At 48.7% G+C, this 17,210-nt stretch carries 17 protein-coding genes; 7 read left to right on the top strand and 10 right to left on the bottom strand.

The window, feature by feature from the left end; all coding sequences use genetic code 11:
- Positions 1–9: 9 nt before the first annotated feature.
- The 5 genes from VFT49_00940 to nusA form a co-directional block, all read right to left on the bottom strand.
- A complete protein-coding gene (locus VFT49_00940) occupies positions 10–855 on the bottom strand; it encodes a hypothetical protein (protein ID HEU5004637.1) in 846 nt (281 codons plus the stop codon).
- A gap of 48 nt (positions 856–903) precedes the next feature.
- Complete coding sequence (locus VFT49_00935; GenBank protein ID HEU5004636.1) at positions 904–1,884, bottom strand: hypothetical protein; 981 nt, start codon at positions 1,882–1,884, stop codon at positions 904–906.
- A 27-nt stretch (positions 1,885–1,911) separates the two neighbouring features.
- Entirely contained in the window at positions 1,912–4,407 is a 2,496-nt protein-coding gene (locus VFT49_00930; GenBank protein ID HEU5004635.1) for an ATP-dependent Clp protease ATP-binding subunit, read from the bottom strand.
- 189 nt (positions 4,408–4,596) lie between these two features.
- Positions 4,597–4,995 carry a hypothetical protein gene (locus tag VFT49_00925; protein ID HEU5004634.1) on the bottom strand — a complete coding sequence of 133 codons (399 nt, stop codon included), beginning with the start codon at positions 4,993–4,995 and terminating at the stop codon, positions 4,597–4,599.
- Complete coding sequence (gene nusA / locus VFT49_00920; protein ID HEU5004633.1) at positions 4,996–6,162, bottom strand: transcription termination factor NusA; 1,167 nt, start codon at positions 6,160–6,162, stop codon at positions 4,996–4,998.
- A gap of 301 nt (positions 6,163–6,463) precedes the next feature.
- Between nusA and VFT49_00915 the strand changes: the two genes are divergently transcribed.
- Positions 6,464–9,019 (top strand): M1 family metallopeptidase, encoded by a 2,556-nt coding sequence (locus tag VFT49_00915; protein HEU5004632.1) that lies wholly within the window; start codon positions 6,464–6,466, stop codon positions 9,017–9,019.
- Here VFT49_00915 and VFT49_00910 read toward each other — a convergent pair whose 3' ends face one another.
- Both VFT49_00910 and VFT49_00905 read right to left on the bottom strand, forming a co-directional pair.
- Positions 9,020–9,358: a YraN family protein gene (locus tag VFT49_00910; protein HEU5004631.1), complete on the bottom strand. Its 339-nt coding sequence runs from the start codon at positions 9,356–9,358 to the stop codon at positions 9,020–9,022.
- Positions 9,355–9,912 (bottom strand): ribonuclease HII, encoded by a 558-nt coding sequence (locus tag VFT49_00905; GenBank protein HEU5004630.1) that lies wholly within the window; start codon positions 9,910–9,912, stop codon positions 9,355–9,357. Before VFT49_00905 ends, VFT49_00910 begins: the two co-directional genes overlap by 4 nt.
- Positions 9,913–9,964: 52 nt before the next feature.
- On the opposite strand from VFT49_00905, the gene VFT49_00900 reads away from it, so the two are divergent.
- Complete coding sequence (locus VFT49_00900) at positions 9,965–10,522, top strand: hypothetical protein (protein HEU5004629.1); 558 nt, start codon at positions 9,965–9,967, stop codon at positions 10,520–10,522.
- A 6-nt stretch (positions 10,523–10,528) separates the two neighbouring features.
- Here the strand turns inward: VFT49_00900 and VFT49_00895 are convergent, their stop codons facing one another.
- Complete coding sequence (locus VFT49_00895; GenBank protein ID HEU5004628.1) at positions 10,529–11,206, bottom strand: SDR family NAD(P)-dependent oxidoreductase; 678 nt, start codon at positions 11,204–11,206, stop codon at positions 10,529–10,531.
- Positions 11,207–11,876: 670 nt separating this feature from the next.
- Positions 11,877–12,461 (bottom strand): 50S ribosomal protein L19, encoded by a 585-nt coding sequence (gene rplS / locus VFT49_00890; GenBank protein ID HEU5004627.1) that lies wholly within the window; start codon positions 12,459–12,461, stop codon positions 11,877–11,879.
- A 76-nt stretch (positions 12,462–12,537) separates the two neighbouring features.
- Between rplS and VFT49_00885 the strand changes: the two genes are divergently transcribed.
- Positions 12,538–12,918, top strand: coding sequence for a hypothetical protein (locus VFT49_00885; protein ID HEU5004626.1), 381 nt, complete (start codon positions 12,538–12,540; stop codon positions 12,916–12,918).
- A gap of 123 nt (positions 12,919–13,041) precedes the next feature.
- On the opposite strand, the gene VFT49_00880 is transcribed toward VFT49_00885, so the two are convergent.
- A complete protein-coding gene (locus tag VFT49_00880) occupies positions 13,042–14,634 on the bottom strand; it encodes a GspE/PulE family protein (GenBank protein HEU5004625.1) in 1,593 nt (530 codons plus the stop codon).
- Between the two features lie 233 nt (positions 14,635–14,867).
- Between VFT49_00880 and VFT49_00875 the strand changes: the two genes are divergently transcribed.
- The 4 genes from VFT49_00875 to VFT49_00860 all read left to right on the top strand — a co-directional run bounded on the left by VFT49_00875 (position 14,868) and on the right by VFT49_00860 (position 17,032).
- Positions 14,868–15,362 carry a TrmH family RNA methyltransferase gene (locus VFT49_00875; GenBank protein ID HEU5004624.1) on the top strand — a complete coding sequence of 165 codons (495 nt, stop codon included), beginning with the start codon at positions 14,868–14,870 and terminating at the stop codon, positions 15,360–15,362.
- 70 nt (positions 15,363–15,432) lie between these two features.
- Positions 15,433–15,603, top strand: a complete 171-nt coding sequence (locus VFT49_00870; GenBank protein ID HEU5004623.1) for a hypothetical protein — start codon at positions 15,433–15,435, stop codon at positions 15,601–15,603.
- A gap of 231 nt (positions 15,604–15,834) precedes the next feature.
- A complete protein-coding gene (locus VFT49_00865; protein ID HEU5004622.1) occupies positions 15,835–16,008 on the top strand; it encodes a hypothetical protein in 174 nt (57 codons plus the stop codon).
- Between the two features lie 127 nt (positions 16,009–16,135).
- On the top strand, positions 16,136–17,032 hold the full coding sequence (locus VFT49_00860) for a CAP domain-containing protein (GenBank protein HEU5004621.1): 897 nt from the start codon (positions 16,136–16,138) through the stop codon (positions 17,030–17,032).
- Positions 17,033–17,210 lie beyond the last annotated feature (178 nt).

The following is a 17,210-nucleotide window of genomic DNA, read 5'->3' as shown; positions in this document are numbered from 1 at the left end:
TTACCTAAGTTACCAGCTTTTAGGTATCTCGCGGGGCTCTGTCCACTCTACGCCCGCGAAAATATCTTCTTGACCCTCATACTGCGCGGCGTGCCGAGCCAACACGCCAACCCCAAGAACCATGCTCAGCGATTGCCTGGCGTAATCCCAGTTATGCGCATTCAGATGATAAAGCTGCAATCGATCACTTCGTAGCGGAATATGGCCTCTGTCTTCGCCTAAGGCTCCCCAGCAAGCACAATCCCCTAGAGTGGTTAGCTTTAGGTTATTCCATGCCACTTCGCCGGTTGTTTCTACATAGAATTCAGGAGTTTCTTCTAGCTTATCCAGGCCGAACTTGGCTGGCGCCAAACCCAGATCAAAAGACCATGTTGTGTGCTTGCCGTAGTAGCCGCTATAGTCACTTATTGCCCTTTTTTCTAGCTCACTTCCAAAAGATCTAGCCATCGCAGTTAGCGTTTCTTTGGCCACGTCATCCGAAATGCCGGCATTTATATATCTTTGAAAACTAGGGAAAATATAGCCTTTGGCCGCCCGATCAAACCAATCTCTAAGAGATATAACGCGGTCCGAACTAAACGGGTCGGCAAATACCAATGATTCCATCCGATTGATTATCGAGGCGATCTCGGCGTCTTTTTTATTTTTAAAGGCATCGGCCATTAGTTTGAGAACTTCTATTCTGGTGTTCACGGTGCCATTTTCGACCTCGGCCTCTACGCCCGGTTCGCGAGCCAGCGCCTCGGCTATAATTTGCTGCCTGGCACTAATTTTAATGTCCTCATCAAGCTGGCTGTTGATTTCCAGAGAGTCGGTTTCTAGGTTATAGGTAATTTGCGGGGAATGCTCGGCCATTACCTCAGTATTCTCCACTTTTTCAAGGAATAATTGCAAGCTTAAGCGTTACTGAGCGGGTTGAGGCGCCAGGCGGGTGTCGATCGAATCTTGCAAGCTACGCAGCTCACCGGCTAAAGAGTTGTATTCGCTAACCAGCGAGTTGTATTCGCTAATATCTGATTGAAGTTGTTTAACACCTTGGTTATAAATGTCTACTTCGTTATTAAAGCCGGGCACAGCCGCGTTGTATTCATCCGTTTGACCGCCGTTAGCCATGCTGTCTAGCCGTGCACGATCCGAGTTAATTTGATTCAGCTGTTTTTGCAGCGAATTCTCTTCGGATGTAATCTTACCTTTTAGGTCGTCTAGCTTGACTTTATACGCATCTAGCTCGGTAGTTCGAGTGGTAAAGGCCTCTTGATAGTTGTCGGCTAGCGACACCACCGCCGATCGATCACTAAAGTAACGCTTATAATAATTCTCGAGCGGTGCTGGTAAATCCGAAGCTTCCGTGCCAAACACCGAATGCATTTCGTTCACCACGTCATTTGGTTCGGTCTTTTTGTAGCCGTTAATTTCATCTTTGATACGTTGGTCGGTCAGGTCTTTGTTGTAGTAATCTTCAAGCAGACCATCGATGTACTTTTTGTCGCCGCTAGACAGGCGATCGTAAGCGGCGTGCAACATTTCGTGGGCGGCCGTAACCTCTTCGACACCATTTAAGCGAGTGTCGTTAACCACATAAACAAAAATGCCATTTTGCACCGGATGGTAACATCCTAGAACAATCGCCTGCTCGCTCTCGGGGCAATCCTGGCGGAAGTTAGAGACACCGTTAATCAACTGGGGGTGGTTAACATAAAAATCATGGGTAGCCTGCGGCGTCATTGTATCGCGCTGAGCCAGTTCCGTTATGCTGGGCGGCGGCGTGTAGCCACGCAACTTCCACCAATCTTCAATAGCCTGAGCCCGCCACCAGCCAATAAATGGCAAAGACAACAAAGCAAGCGCCAAGACGACATTAAAAGCTTTTTGTATCCGCTTCATTGCCTCTAAAGTATACAGTTCCGGGAACTATTCGGCGATAGCGGCGTAAGCGAGTTCGGGCGTTTTATTTCTGGATTGGTGAGTGGTTACCTTAACAACGTCGCCCTTATGATAGCTTTCGTCCAGCAGACCAGCAGCTACGGCGTCTTCTAGGGTTTCTTGTAGCAAGCGGCGCATCGGACGGGCGCCATTGTGAGCATCGTAACCGTGTTCAAGCAAGTAATCCTTGGCTGTTTTGTCGACTTCCAGCCCAATACCTTTTTTGACCAAGCGTGAACGCAGATCGTCAAGCTGCAGGTCCAAGATTCTAAGAGCGTCTCTCTTAGTTAGAGCACGGAAGATAACAACTTTGTCGATGCGGTTCAATAGTTCCGGGCGCATCATTTTCTTGAGCTCGTCGGAAACTTTGTCTTTGTTGGTCTTGTGCAGTTCGTCTAAATTATCTAAATCAATTTCTTTAACCGCGCCAAAACCAAAGCTGGCTTCTTTTTGCAGCTTTTCGGCGCCAATATTGCTCGTCATGATGACGATCGTATTAGTGAAGTCAATTTTGCGGCCCTTGGCATCCGATAGTGTTCCGTCTTCCAAAATCTGCAGCATCATGTTGAACACTTCTGGATGAGCTTTTTCGATTTCATCGAACAGGACTACGCTATACGGCTGGCGGCGAATTTTATCAGTTAGCTGTCCACCATCATCGTAGCCAATGTAGCCGGCTGGCGCGCCCACCAAACGGGCAACATTGTGATGTTCGCCGAACTCGCTCATGTCGATTTTAACCAGAGCGTCTTCGCTGCCAAAGAACTCGCGGGCGAGTACGCGGGCAAGCTCAGTCTTACCAACGCCGGTTGGACCAAGAAATATAAATGAGCCGATTGGACGCTTTTCGCTAGAGATTCCTGAGCGGCTGCGGCGGACTGCTTTGGCGACAGTTTCTACCGCCTCGTCCTGACCAATGACATACTTGCCAAGATTCTTTTCAAGATTAATCAAGTACTTGGCCTCACTCTTGATAACTTTAGTAACCGGCACGCCTGTCATACGGGCTACGGTCTCAGCCACATCATCGCTAGTTAAAGTAATGGCCTTGCCGGCATGCAGGGTCTCTTCTAAAGACTTGATCTTTTCGTTGACCTGGCTGGCCTTTTGCTTCTGCTGAGCGGCTTTCTCGTAGTCTTCGTTGTCGACAGCATCCTCAATTCGGGTATTGATGAGCTTTAGCTCTTTTTGTAGTTGGCGCAACTGTGGTGGAGTTTTACCCTTGTTAACGCGCAGGTAGGCAGCGGTTTCGTCCAAAAGGTCAATGGCTTTGTCGGGCATATAGCGGTCATTAATATAGCGTTTGGCAAATTGGACAGTGTCCTCTAAAACCTCGTCGCTGACTTTAACATTATGATATTCCTCGTAATGGCCACGAAGACCTTTGAGGATGGCGATAGTTTCTGGAATGTTGGTTTCTGGAACCTGAACCGGCTGGAATCGGCGTTCTAGAGCAGCATCCTTTTCTACATAACGGGCGTATTCGTCAGTGGTGGTTGCACCGATCAGTTGGATTTTGCCCCGGGCCAAACTTGGCTTTAAGATATTTCCGGCATCCATACTGCCTTCGGCGGCACCAGCGCCGACAATCAAATGCAGTTCGTCAATAAAAACAATAGTGTTAGCGTCTTCTTCGAGCTCTGCAATAACTTTCTTGAGTCGCTCTTCAAATTCACCACGGTATTTAGTACCGGCGATCATGCCAGCGAGATCAAGCGTAACAATACGCTTGTCCAGTAGGCTGTCAGGCACTTCTTCGTTGACGACTCGCTGCGCCAGACCTTCAACAATAGCGGTCTTGCCCACGCCGGGCTCGCCAATCAGTACCGGATTGTTTTTGGTGCGGCGATTCAAAATAGTAATCACGCGCTTGATTTGAGCTTCTCGGCCGACTACCGGATCGAGTTTGCCGTCGCGAGCGAGCTTGGTTAGGTCTGAGCCAAAATGCTCTAAAGCGGTCTTTTTGCCATTTTTGCCGCGGCGGCGAGTGCCAGCGCCGGCCATTTGGTCGCCCTCGTACTGTTGGCGATTTAGGAATTGTTCAACCTCGGCAGACAGTTGATCAACATCAATGCTCATATCACGCAAAAGCGTGGTAGCACGGGCGTTCTTTTGGCTCAAAATACTGTAGAGGATATGTTCGGTACCGCAGTAATCCTGACTGAACTCTTGGGCAATTTCCCAAGCCATTTTGAGTGTTAACTTGGCAGTCTCACTCAAACCCTTACCGCCCATATTTATAACTAAGGTTTTAGGAGTAAGATTCAGGGCGAGACGTGCCCTATCCAGAGTTATGCCCTGGTTTTCCAAAATTTTAGAGGCCATTGAACCCTCTTGAGCGAGCACGCCCAAAAGTAAATGTTCGGTGCCAATATAAGCACTGCCCGAGGCCCGGGCAATAGCGTCAGCATGCTTTAAGCTGTGCAACGCATTATTAGTTAAATGGCTTAAAAATTCTTGAAAGTCTGGAGAGTTTGGAATCATCTATTTTTTGTAACCAATAGGGTTTGTTGGTTACTTCTCCTTTCTATATCGTTCTTATACCCGCTATTGTATTTCTTACTTCTTAAAGCTAGCTGTAATGACTTTAACGGAATCGCTTTAATTCAGTACTCCAATAATACCATAAATTAGCACTCACGAGTCAAGAGTGCTAATTGCGTCTTGGCGTCTTTACTTTCGACGTCCGTCTAATTTTTTAGCAATAGCTTCCAAGCTTCCGGCAAACAAGCGAATATACTCCTCTTGAGGATGCACGACTAAGTCTGCCTTTTCTGGGTCATAACCGTTCATCCTATAGCCACGCTTAGAAGCATCCACCAGAGCTTCGCGCTCGCTGGCCATCCTTGGTTCAATGCCATAGTCGGCCATTACCATGAGCCAGCGGGCTCGCGTACGACACTTGGCGGCATTGACCTGGTCGTCAAAATCTCTTTTTGAAGCTGCGTCTTCAGAGATTTCGCCGTTTACTCCACTGACAGAACGATAAAAATTTAGTCCCGTCTGGGGGTCTTGCACTTGGTACGAGGCTGGCTCTTCGTCTTCAGAACCAATTCGCAGTGGTTCGCCCATTTATTCTCCGTGTTCTTCGATAGCTTCGAGCAAGCTGCTTTCCAGCTCGGTCTTCTTTTTGAGCTTCTGAACTACCGGCTTAGATTCAACAGTGCTAACGGGCTGCTCTTCATCGCTAGCTGGCACTGAAGAGTTGGCTTTATCGGCTTCGACATCCAGCTCATAGCCAGTCAATTTGCCCGCCAAACGGACGTTTTGACCTGATTTACCAATAGCTATACTTAGCTGATCCTCGGCCACAACAACAGTAGCCTTTCCTTCTTTGCCAAGCTGAACGCGAACGACATTTGCCGGCTTCATGGCATTGGCAACAAAAGTGGCCTTGTCTTCATCCCAAACGACAATATCGATCATTTCTTGGTTGCCGATTTCGTCGCGGACCGCATTGATACGAGTACCGTGACCACCAACAAAAGTGCCAACCGGGTCAACTCCAGGCACATTGCTGGCAACGGCGATTTTGCTACGGACACCAGCTTCACGGGCGATGGCTTTAATTTCAACCGCACCGCCCTCCATTTCTGGAACCTCGGCCTTAAACAGCTCTTCGATAAATTCCTTGCAGCCGCGGCTGACAATCAGCTGTGGGCCACGGAAGCCTTTTTCGACGTCCTTCAAAAATAGTTTGAGGCGCTGGCCAGGGTAGTAGCGTTCACCTTGAATTTGCTCGCTGGCTGGCAATAAACCTTGGGCGCGGCCGAGCTCCATGCGAACTACACGGCCCTCTACGCGGGCAACGACACCATTAACCAAAGTGCCTATTTTGTCTTCGTACTCAGCCAGAACAATTTCGCGCTCGGCTTCGCGCAAGCGCTGCATAATAACCTGCTTGGCGGTTTGAGCGGCCACGCGGCCGAAGTCTTCCACCTTTTGTTCTAGCTCAACGGTCTCGCCAACCTTGGCGTTCTTGCGAATAACCTGAGCTTGGCTAAGGCTAATTTGAGTATGCTCGTCTTCGACTTCGTCGACGACTTCTTTAGTTACATAAGCCGTAACTTCGCCGGTGTTTAAGTTCATAGTCACGCGAACTTCTTGCTCGCGGTCGCCGTAGTCGCGGCGCCAGGCAGCAGCCAAAGCTTGCTGCACAACGTCCTGCACCTGCTCTTCCGGTAGGTTTTTTTCTTCGGCGATCAGTTTTATAGCCTGGGCTAGTTGTTTAAAATCCATTTCCACGATGTTTTTTCCTTTCTTAGGTTACCCAATCAGAAGTTTCACATTTGGATAAACTGCAAGGCGTCGGCGAGAAACGGACGGAACTGTATTGTAATACAGTGACGGAGTATCGCAGCCGACAACACTGCAGTTTGCCAAAAGCGTCGGCGGAGTTTCCGGCTTCACCGGAAAGCAGGCTGACGCGTTGTGAAAGTTCTGTTCTGAATGAAAAATCCGACCAATTCGGCCGGACATTAGCTCTAATTATAGCAAATTTCTAACTTCCTGCAAATTTTAGCCTGGTACAATAGAATAAGTGAAGAAAGTAAAACGACTGGTTGCGGAGTTTCGGCCGGAACATTATTCCCTTTATTTGGCCCCGGATCGAGAGGCCATGACGTTTGCTGGAACTATCAAAATCCGCGGGCGCAGGCATGGCAAGCCCAGCCAGCGGCTTACCTTTCATCAAAAAGGTCTTAAATTTACGTCGGCCAAAGTCACTAAGTTTGATAAAAAACGCGGTGAACTACAAATTGAAATAGACCGCATTAACCGCCACGAAACTTACGACGAAGTCCGCCTGCATTCAACCGAGATGGTTTACGCAGGTGAATACGAGATCGAGCTGGAGTTCAGCGGCAAAATAACAGATCAAATGCACGGCATTTACCCTTGTTACTTTACTCATAACGGCCAGGATAAAAAACTTATCGCTACCCAATTCGAAAGCCATTACGCCCGCGAGGTTTTTCCGTGCATTGACGAACCCGAAGCCAAAGCGACTTTTGATTTGAGCCTGCTCACACCAGCCGGTAAAAACGAAACCGTACTGGCCAACACGCCGGTTAAAAAACAAATTAAAAAAAGCGGTGGATTATTAACCGAATTTGAAACCACGCCCAAAATGAGCACCTACCTGGTAGCTTTTGTGTTTGGAGAACTGGCCTATACCGAGGCAAAAACCAACAGCGGTGTGGTCGTTCGGTCTTACGCCACGCCAGACAATGCTAAATTTACAGAATTCGCCACTGAAACCGGCGTACGCTGCCTGGAGTTTTATAACGAATATTTTGATATTCCCTATCCTCTGCCCAAACTCGACATGATAGCTCTGCCGGACTTTTCTAGCGGCGCTATGGAAAATTGGGGACTGGTTACCTACCGCGAACAGGCTCTGTTGGTTGATCCGGCCAACACGTCGATTGAAATGAAACAATACGTCGCCATGGTGATTGCTCACGAGCTAGCTCACCAGTGGTTTGGCAACTTAGTGACTATGCGTTGGTGGACTGATTTATGGCTTAACGAAGGCTTTGCTAGCTGGATTGAATATCTGGCCTGCGACGAGCTGTTCCCTCAGTGGGATATGTGGGCTCAGTACATTGTTGACGATCAGTTCTTAGGACTTCGAAGTGATTCACTAGCAAACACTCACCCAATAGAAGTGCCAATCAACCACCCGGACGAAATTCGCACCATCTTTGACGACATTAGCTACCAAAAAGGCTCGGCTGTAATTCACATGCTCCAAGCCTATCTGGGCGGTGAAGCTTTTCGTGACGGTCTGCGCTATTACTTAAAAACTCACGCCTACGGCAACACAGAAACTAACGACCTTTGGGCAGCACTAGCCAAAATTAGTGGCAAACCAGTTCGCGAATTTATGCACACATGGGTTGGCGAACCGGGTTATCCGGTGCTATCGGTTAAGCATCATAACGACGAACTAGTCTTGCATCAACAGCGCTTTTTTGCCCTCCATGGTGCCGGACACAACTCCGATACAGTCTGGCAAATACCACTGAACTGCCCAATGATTGGACTAGACGCCCTCACAGATAAATCCACTTCTATCGAATGGTCTTCTGATACTCCTCTACTAAATCAGGGTCACAGCGGTTTTTATTTAACAACCTACGACAAAGAGACTTATGCCCGCTTTGGAGCGCTCGTTGAAGCGGGTAGTTTAAATGAAGCTGAGCGGTTAGGTTTACTCTTCGATAGTTTTTCCGCCGCTCGCTCTGGCTATTTACCTACCGCTCAAGCGCTTAATTTACTGAGTTTTTACCACAGCGAACACAGTTCGCCCGTCTGGGACACCATATCTATGGTTTTGGCCGATATTCGCCGCGTGTTTGGCAGCGACGAGTTGATTGAAGCAATGAAACCATATCTTGCCCGGGTAACTGCCGAACAGGTTGAACGGCTAGGCTGGGAACAGGCCAAAAAAGAGACGCACTTCGATAGCTTGCTGCGCCCAACCGTACTGGGGCTAGCTTCTCTTGGAAATAATCAAGAGGTAGTCAAAGAAGCGCTAAGCCGTTTTGAAAAAATGACCAAACCAGAGGACGAACGACCCGATATCCGAGGCGTTATTTATGCCACGGCGGTAAGAAAGGGCGGCGATAAGGAATTTAAAAAACTAAAGAAATTTTACGAAGACTCTAACTCGGCCAGCGAAAAAGTCACTTTAGCCAGCGCCCTAACCGGCTTTAAGCAGCCCGAACTATATAAAGAAGCGTTGTCTCTGATTAAAAGTCCGGTAGTGCGGGCGCAGGACATTGGCTACTGGGTAGGCTACAGCTTTGCTAACCGTCACGCCAAGCACGCTACCTGGCAATGGCTGAAAGAAAACTGGAAGTGGCTAGAAAATAGTTTGGGCGCAGAGTTAGGCTTTGCCCGCATGCCAGCCTACGCCGCTCGCTCATTTTCTGATGATGAATTTAAAAAGGACTTCGTAAAGTTTTTTGAACCACAACTAACACCAAGTATCCGCCGCGAATACAAAAAAGCACTCGAAACTATTGAGTGGCAAGCCGCTTGGCGCAAGCGAGACTTTGATTCAGTCCAAGATTTCTTTAAAGAGCGATAGCTAAAGCTCGATCATTTCAATTTTGCTAGCATCAATGCCGCTGACCGCTGCGGCCAGCAAGCAATAGTCGCCGCGCCAGTCGTTTTCGGCCACCCAATTTCGTGCCGCAAATGTCATCTGCTGTAGTTTACGAGCAGTTATGTGGTCAAACCCGTCTCCCTGTAAGCTGGAGGCACGGTACTTAACTTCAACAAAATAAATGGTCTTTTTCTTTTTGGCGACAATATCGATCTCGCACAAGCGAGTCCGCCAGTTTTGGGCAATAATTTCATAGCCCTGAGATTTTAATTGATTAGCGACAGCTACCTCCGCCGCCCTGCCTTGCTCGGTAGTTTTCATAGCTGCTGTGGTAATTCCTGAAACGGAGCAAAGTTGGTGCGATGAACAAATTTAAGCGGGCCAAGTTTTTGAATTGCCAAATAATGCGCCTTGGTTCCGTAGCCGACGTGGCTTTCGAACCCATATTCGGAATATTTTATAGCTAGTTTGCGCATATAATCATCGCGTTTGACTTTGGCCAGTATGCTGGCCGCACTAACAATTGGATAATTATTATCGGCTTTAGCTTCGCACCGACGGTTGATAAATTTTTTGGGAATGTAATTGACGATGCCGTCCATCATAATCTCTTCGTCTAATTCAACCTGCAAATCATCAATTGCCCGCTTCACTCCCAGCCTCAGGCACCGGCCCAGTCCAAGTTTGTTAATTTCGGCCGCGCTTACCCAGCCTTCGCCAAAGTCGCAGACTTCAATTAAGTTTTTATAAAAAGCTTCGCGCTGGGCACGAGTTAATAATTTGGAATCCTTAAGCCCTGGCGGCAATTCGCCTTTTGACCGGGCGGCAACCACTAAAAGCGGCCCCGCCAAACAGCCCCTACCGACTTCATCAATGCCAATTATTTTACAGTCCCCCGCTCTATTGATATTTACAATTATACCGCTAATGAGTTTTCGAAGAAGAAGATTTGACCGCCGGCAGGCCGATCGACAAGCCGAACCGGTAGCCGCTCAGCTTTATTTAGATAACGACTACACTTTTCCTGTTTATGAAGTTCAGGTAATCGAGGCTAATCGAATTTTGGGCAAATATATCAGAGCGGTTACTAAAATGGCAGAAATAGCCGACGACATCGCCGAACACTCACGTTTGGTAGGTGCCAAGGCGCCCCTTATGTTCAATAGTTTAACTATCGACATTCTGGATGAGGCTCTTTTGATAGTAGACAGCCCAATAGACTATCAATCCTTCACATTAAATCCGGCAGACAATAAGCCGGTGACAGTAGGCGCAGGCACCAAACCGATAGGATCATTGGTCCGATTTGATTCTATTTGTTTAAGCGCCGCTCAAGACGAAGATTTGCTCTTTGTGCCACAGGCAGAGGTTATAGAATATCAGGCCGGAAGTCGACCGAGTGTTTATAATAAGTTGACCTTCAACCCAGACGAGCAACGCATCGCTCTGATGGACATCGACACCCCTCAAATACAAATAAGCTAACTAGCGCTACCACTCACGTTTTTGGCCAAAGCGCCAAAAAAAGCCGGATTCTTTCACCGTTTGCACGATATCGTAGATGTCTTGAGCGACCTCGTCTGCTTCCCTATCTGGCTGGAACACATCATCACCGGCTTCGTAGCCCATGTCCGTCCTTACCCAGCCCGGATCCAGAGACGAAATAATTACCCCTTGACCTTTTAGATGGAAGGCTAGGATACGCGTATACATATTGAGCGCCGCTTTTGACAATCTGTAGCCAACATGGGTGTCATCATCGATTGGTAATGATTGAGCTCCATAGTTGGAGTCTATGTTTATGACATGGGCGCCTTTGGCCATTAACGGGACGAGTCGCTGAGTCAAATCAACAAGGTTAAATAAATTAACCTCAAAAGTCTTTCTAATAACGTCTATATCTATGCCTTCGCTTTTTTGGTCCAGAGCTACGCCGGCGTTATTTATCAAAGCGTCAATATGCGACGAATGTTCGGTGATAGATTTTGCGGTTCCAGCAATATCTTTGGGCTGGGACAAGTCAAGTCTAACTCTAATCAGATTTTTGTGTTGAAGCGGAATGGCGGTTTTATTAAAAGTACCTATAACCCGCCAACCTTTATCTAAAAATAGTTGGGCCGTAGCCAAGCCAATGCCCCTGCTAGAACCAGTTATAACGACCGTTTTCATATTTGAATTATAGCCTAAAAGAAAAGAGCCCCGCTCGGTCCGAAGACCAAGCGGGGGGAGGTAGGTTCGCAGCGTCGGGTCGCTACAATCCTCTCCTAGGTTTTCCCGGATCTCTCTTGCGGAGTCCGGAGGGACCTTTGCCCCGGCTTTTTTGTGCGATCAGCTTTGGAGGCCGACCGACCCGAACACGTTGAGTGACGTCTTGGACGTCCGGGCCGCCCTCAGGCGACGCCACTCGGTGGAACCCGGCTTTGTAGGAGGAATAGTTCCTGCCTAGCCGTAAAACGACTAGAGGACAGCGGGAACTGTGTGCGACCATCGACTGCGGTTCACCGCGCCGATGCCCTCGATATCGCACTAGCGAATGCGAGTCTTCCTCAAGACCCGTCTCAGACAGTGCCCGAAGGCGCATCTCATCCCGAAGGACCCTGATGTTTGCGCGCTGAGCTCGCGACTTTAACAGGAACGGAGATCTGGTAGACCGAAGTCTTGCCAGTGGGAATCTTCCGTTATGGCCAGGTTTTGGCTCCCTTGATGGTGATCAGGCTCCCAAACCCGCCGGAGATTAGACCCTACCGGGTAGACGTGGCTCTCCGGAAGTCACGACGTTGGCGATATAATAACAAAATTAATAAACATTGTCAACAATGTTTTTGTAATAAAAGCAAACTTATTCCTTATTTTGCTGTTGAGCGGGAGATTTAGCTTCCGCTCTTTCTAGGGGTTGGGCTTCTAGTTTTTCGGCTTCGGTTTTTGGCGCTTCGGCCTTGGCTTCTGCCTCAGCTTCGGCTTTTTGTTCTTTAGCCTCTGCGGCTAGAGGTTCGTGCTCTTCGGTGTGTTCGTGAACAATACGCTCTTCTTCGGCGGTAGTAGCAGCATCGTGAACATCGTTTACGGCGCGGCGGTCAAAATCAACGCTGGTCAAGCGGGCACTCTTGCCGGTGCGGGCGCGCATGTAGGTCAGGTAGTTGCGGCGAACTTTGCTGCGTTTGGTAACTTCTACTTTCAAAACATTTGGTGAGTGAATCAAATAAGTCTTTTCAACCCCTACGCCGCTGGCAATGCGGCGAACAGTAAAGGTGCTAGTTAGGGAATTGGTACGGCTGACGCGAATTACTAGGCCTTCAAAAATCTGAACGCGCTCTTTGCCGCCTTCGACAATTTTTTGGTGAACGCGAACGGTGTCACCGCTCTTGATTGTCACTACGGCGCTTTTCTTGTGCTTGTCACTAATTTTCTGAGCTAAACTTTGCATAAGTCAAAGATCATATTACCTTAAAAACCCCTATAAATCAACTATTTAGGAGGCATCTTTGCTATATTTAAATAATATGAGCATGATGGTTGGTGAAGACCAGATATTCTATAACCCGGAAACAGACGGCGAACAAATGAGTTTATTAGGTGAAAATATAGTAGTAACGGATGAAGCCATTATTCCGGATGAGATCATTGGAGACGGCGAGTTAGTCAGGGCCAGCAACGCTTCTTATGGGGCTAGAGTGATGCGGGGCGATAATCCAATTTTAGACGTCGAAATATTTACTTCAGATCACCAAGCGGCGGGGCAAACCCTGGAAGTCTACCCTTTAGATGGTCGAGACAAGCCTGTCGTAGTTGAACTGCCTCGCTATTATTCACGCGAAGATGTTATTCCTGGAGCCGTTAGAGCGGTTCTAGTGGCTAAGGCCCTAGGGCAAATCGAATCCTAGTTTCAGCTGACTGATGGCTAGCCGACGACGCGGTAGACCCCGACACTAAAATCTTGACGCTCCAAAATAGAACTATTCATTCTCTTCTCCGCTCAGGATTTAGTGCGGGGCAGGCTTCTTTAATCAGCCAACAACCCTATAAACCTCTTCAATAGTCGTAAGCCCTTCGATAGCCTTCAGGACGCCGTCTTGGAGCATGGTCAACATGCCTTCGCTTACGGCTTGGTGCTCGAGCCCGTTAGTCGTCAGCTGCCCCGGCGGCAAACCCAGCATTTTTTGAACGCCAGGCGTCATAATTAACTGTTCGCGCAAGGCCATTTGGCCTTTGTAGCCAAATGGGTTTTCGGCGGTTTTGACTGGTTGATAAAGAGTTATATCGTCGATATTAGGGCGCGAGACATTTGGCGGCAAGGTATCAATTACAGTTTTAAGTTGAGCCTTTAAGGTTTCGTCTGGTTTATAAGCCTGCTTGGTAGCATCATCGAGACGCCGCACTAATCTTTGAGCCATAATCAGGTGAATGGCGCTGGCAAACAACGGATTTACGCCAATCATATCTACCATTCGGGTCAAAGCTGCTGCTGAACTGCTAGCGTGAAAAGTTGACAGTACCAAGTGGCCGGTAAGTGCAGCCTGCAAAGCTGTTTTAGCGGTGTCTTGGTCGCGGATTTCGCCGACCATCACGACATCGGGATCCAGGCGCAAAACGGCCCGCAAACTTTCGGCAAAGCTCTGTTCTTTCAAGCTACCTTCTACCGGAATCTGAACTACGCCAGGCATATTGTATTCCACTGGATCTTCGAGAGTTATAATTTTGCGTTCTGATGTATTAAGCGTGTTAATCAAAGAGTAAAGCGTGGTAGTTTTGCCACTGCCAGTCGGACCCACAACCAGCACCATGCCAGTTGGATGTTTAATAACGTCATTAACTATTTCGGCCTCGTCCGGACTTAAGCCAAGATTTTCAAGCTTGAAGAATTCCAGCTTGAGATTAAACAGACGCATTACTACGTCCATGCCGTAAACGCTTTGTACCGTTTCGACACGTAGGTTTAGAGTTATGTCTTCGCCGGTGGCCAAATGGTACTGGCGGCTAATGTGGCCTGTTTGCGCTTCTTTGGAGGCCGTCGATACGTTAGCCGCACTGGCCAAACTGGCGCTTAAATGTCGGTAGTTGTCGTGACTTAAATAAGCTACTGGATGCAAAACGCCGTCGACTCTAAAGCGAATGCGTACGTTTTCGCGCATATTTTCGATGTGAATATCGCTGGCCTTTAGCTTGTATGCTTGCTGCACCAAATAAGCCAGCATGTCATCGGGGCGAACCCGCTCTAAGCTGGCGCTAACTTCGGCAATTATGTCTGTTTTGTCAGCCAGCTCGATATTTTCGTAATGAACTTCTTTGGGCGGATCATAAAGCTTCATGTAGTCGCGATAGCCGGATTCACTTATAAGCGAAAAGTCTAAGCGCTGGTCACTAAAACGCTGGCGCAAGCTATTGATAGTCTGCTGAGAAGTAGTAGTCGTAACCCCGAACTGAATGTAGTGCTCATCGGCTACTAACGGAATGATTTTGAGCTGATAAAGTTCCGTCACACCAAGAATATTCGGGTACAACTGCTTATGCACCTTAGTAGTATCAACATAGGCGAGATTGAGAACCCCCGCCCGGCGTTGTGTAGCCGTCTCCTCAATGGTCCTAGCGTCTTGAGCCATATTCAAACTCTAGTATAAAGCACAACCATCTTCAACGCACGCGCCGCGAGCTCCTGCTTTCGGGCAGAGCCCGAAACACTGACCTCGCTTTTAGTACTCTGCGGCGTCACCGGCTACAGTACTCGCTAGCAGTATCTATAATACAGCCACGCTCCGTGCTTCGCCGGTTCCTTGCATAGTATCCAAACGCGCGCGTTTAAGTCAGCGAGCAGTAAATAGTTTATGCTGATGTTATGAGAGAAATTGTTTTGATAGTCAACGATATCCGCTCCACTCATAATGTGGGCAGCCTGCTAAGAACAGCCGACGGCCTGGGCGTAAATAAAGTTTACTTAACAGGTTATACGCCGTTTCCTAAAATAGCCGACGACCCACGCTTGCCGCATTTGGCTGCCAGAATATCCAAGCAAATAAACAAAACTGCTTTAGGCGCCGAAGAAAGTGTGGACTGGCAGCACTGCGAAGATATTAATGACGTTTTGGCCGATTTATATGCCGAAGGATTTGATGTCGCTGCATTAGAACAATCCAATACCTCCATTAAACTCAATGAGTATCAGCCACCCGAGAAAATAGCCTTGTTAATCGGCAGCGAAGTGGAAGGTGTAGATAAAAATCTGCTTAAGAAAGTTAAACTCCATATAGAGATTCCAATGTTTGGCAAAAAAGAATCCTTTAATGTAGCCAACGCCGCAGCCATAGCGCTGTATCACTTGAGATTTAATTAATTTTATTGTAAAATATGCACGTTTCGATCCTTCGACAAGGAGAGTGCACATGTTGGCACGGCAAGTCCGTGTGTTCCAGAATCCATGGAGCCACACGGTGCCCAACGAGATGCTGATCGCAATCGTCGATCGCATCTCCGTCCTGCGCGCCGAGCACGTGGAGAGGCTCTTCGCCGACCGCAAGTACAGCCGCGACAGCCTCGGCCTGGCGTTCCTGAACCCGATGGCGCCGCTCTGGTAACCCAGCAGCGACACGCTGCTGGCGACGATCGCCATCGGCCCAGAGGGCGAGCGGTTTGTCCCGAATGCGATCGCCAAGGCGGTCTACCACCGCGACCACGGACAGCCGGCAGGCTTCGGCGTCTACGTCGACCTCACCCAGTCAGGCGATGGCGACTTCACCTACGGCTTCTCGACCAAGGTCGATGGCACCATCGCGGGTGCCAGCGGCCAGTCGGAGCTACAGGACGCAATGGAAGCTGGTCACGCCGCCGTCACGTTCAACTATCTCACCCGCGAGACGCGGGAGGGGTGGCTGAAGGGCCAAGAGGAACGCCCGCGCTGGTTCTGCAACACGAACAAGCCGGGTGAGCAGTACACCGCGATGGCCGACGCCAAGGCGACGATCGCCGACTACGGCGCCTGAGCATGAACGAAGGATCGAGCACGGAGACGCCTCTACGGCGTCTCCTCGATCCCAAAACCTACAAAGTAATTTGCAAGTTTTGGGATCGATTGCCATAAACAGTTTAATATTTTAAAATCTAGCTAAGATGGCCAAAATCAAAACTCATCCTAAATACGACACTCGAAAAACCGCTACGCCCAAGCCCAAGGGCATAGACCACAAAGCTTTCGAAAAAGTCTATTGGCCGTTTATTCCTGTTTTTATTGCCACCGCCCTGCTGCTCAGCTTGGCTATCCAAACCGTGCCGTTGCATCATTTAACCGGCAAGGTTCTGGGCTACCAGACTAGCAAAAACTCAGATCAATTATTAAAGGATACTAATCTTCAGCGCGAGAAAGCCGGTGAGTCGGACCTTAAAATTAACGACGAACTTACCAAGGCCGCTCAGGCCAAAGCCGACGATATGGCTAAGCGCGATTACTGGAGTCATAACACACCGCAAGGAGTCGCTCCTTGGAGTTTCGTGACGGCCACCGGCTATGTTTACCAAAGCATGGGCGAAAACTTAGCTGCCGGCTTTAACGACGATGATGCTGTAGTGAACGCTTGGATGGCCAGCCCTCACCACCGCGAAAACATTCTTGATAAAAACTACAGCCAGGTTGGCTTTGGCTACGCTAATAATCCAAATTACACAGCTGCCGGTGGCGGACCTATGACAATAGTCGTGGCTTTTTACGCCCAACCGGCCAGCGTGTTCGTTAATCCAAAGACTAATTTTACAGGACAGACTCTGGGAGCCTCTACTACCCGTGTCGCTGCCGCCTTTAACAGTTCTTTGTCGCCGTGGCTGCCGGTAATATTGCTCTTTGGGGGATTGGCTGCTTTGGGTATATTTATCGAAAAGCACCGCCGCTATTTTGCTACCGCGGCTGCTCAGGGCGAGCGTTATATTTTGCGCCATCCGGCAACTGATTTTTGCCTGCTAATAATTGCTTGTCTGGTGTTCCTGCTGAACCAAACCGCCGGGTTTATCAAATAGTATGGCTAGCCAGAACCAGCCCTCATATCTACTTTGGTAAAGTAACAAACATTTCACCACCTTTTGCCGAAAAGGTGGCGCCAAAACTCTCGGGCTAGGTTCCGCCGAACTTGCAAGTGATGTAAAACCAGTCTTTGCTTGAAGAACTCCTCGCAAAATTGCCGACTGGCAAATTTGT

This window comes from Candidatus Saccharimonadales bacterium (assembly GCA_035758565.1).
In the GTDB taxonomy this organism is placed as follows: Bacteria; Patescibacteriota; Saccharimonadia; order Saccharimonadales; family UBA10212; genus DASTXL01.
The sequence above is the reverse complement of the archived record's forward strand: the minus strand, read 5'-3'. Positions and strand labels throughout refer to the sequence as shown.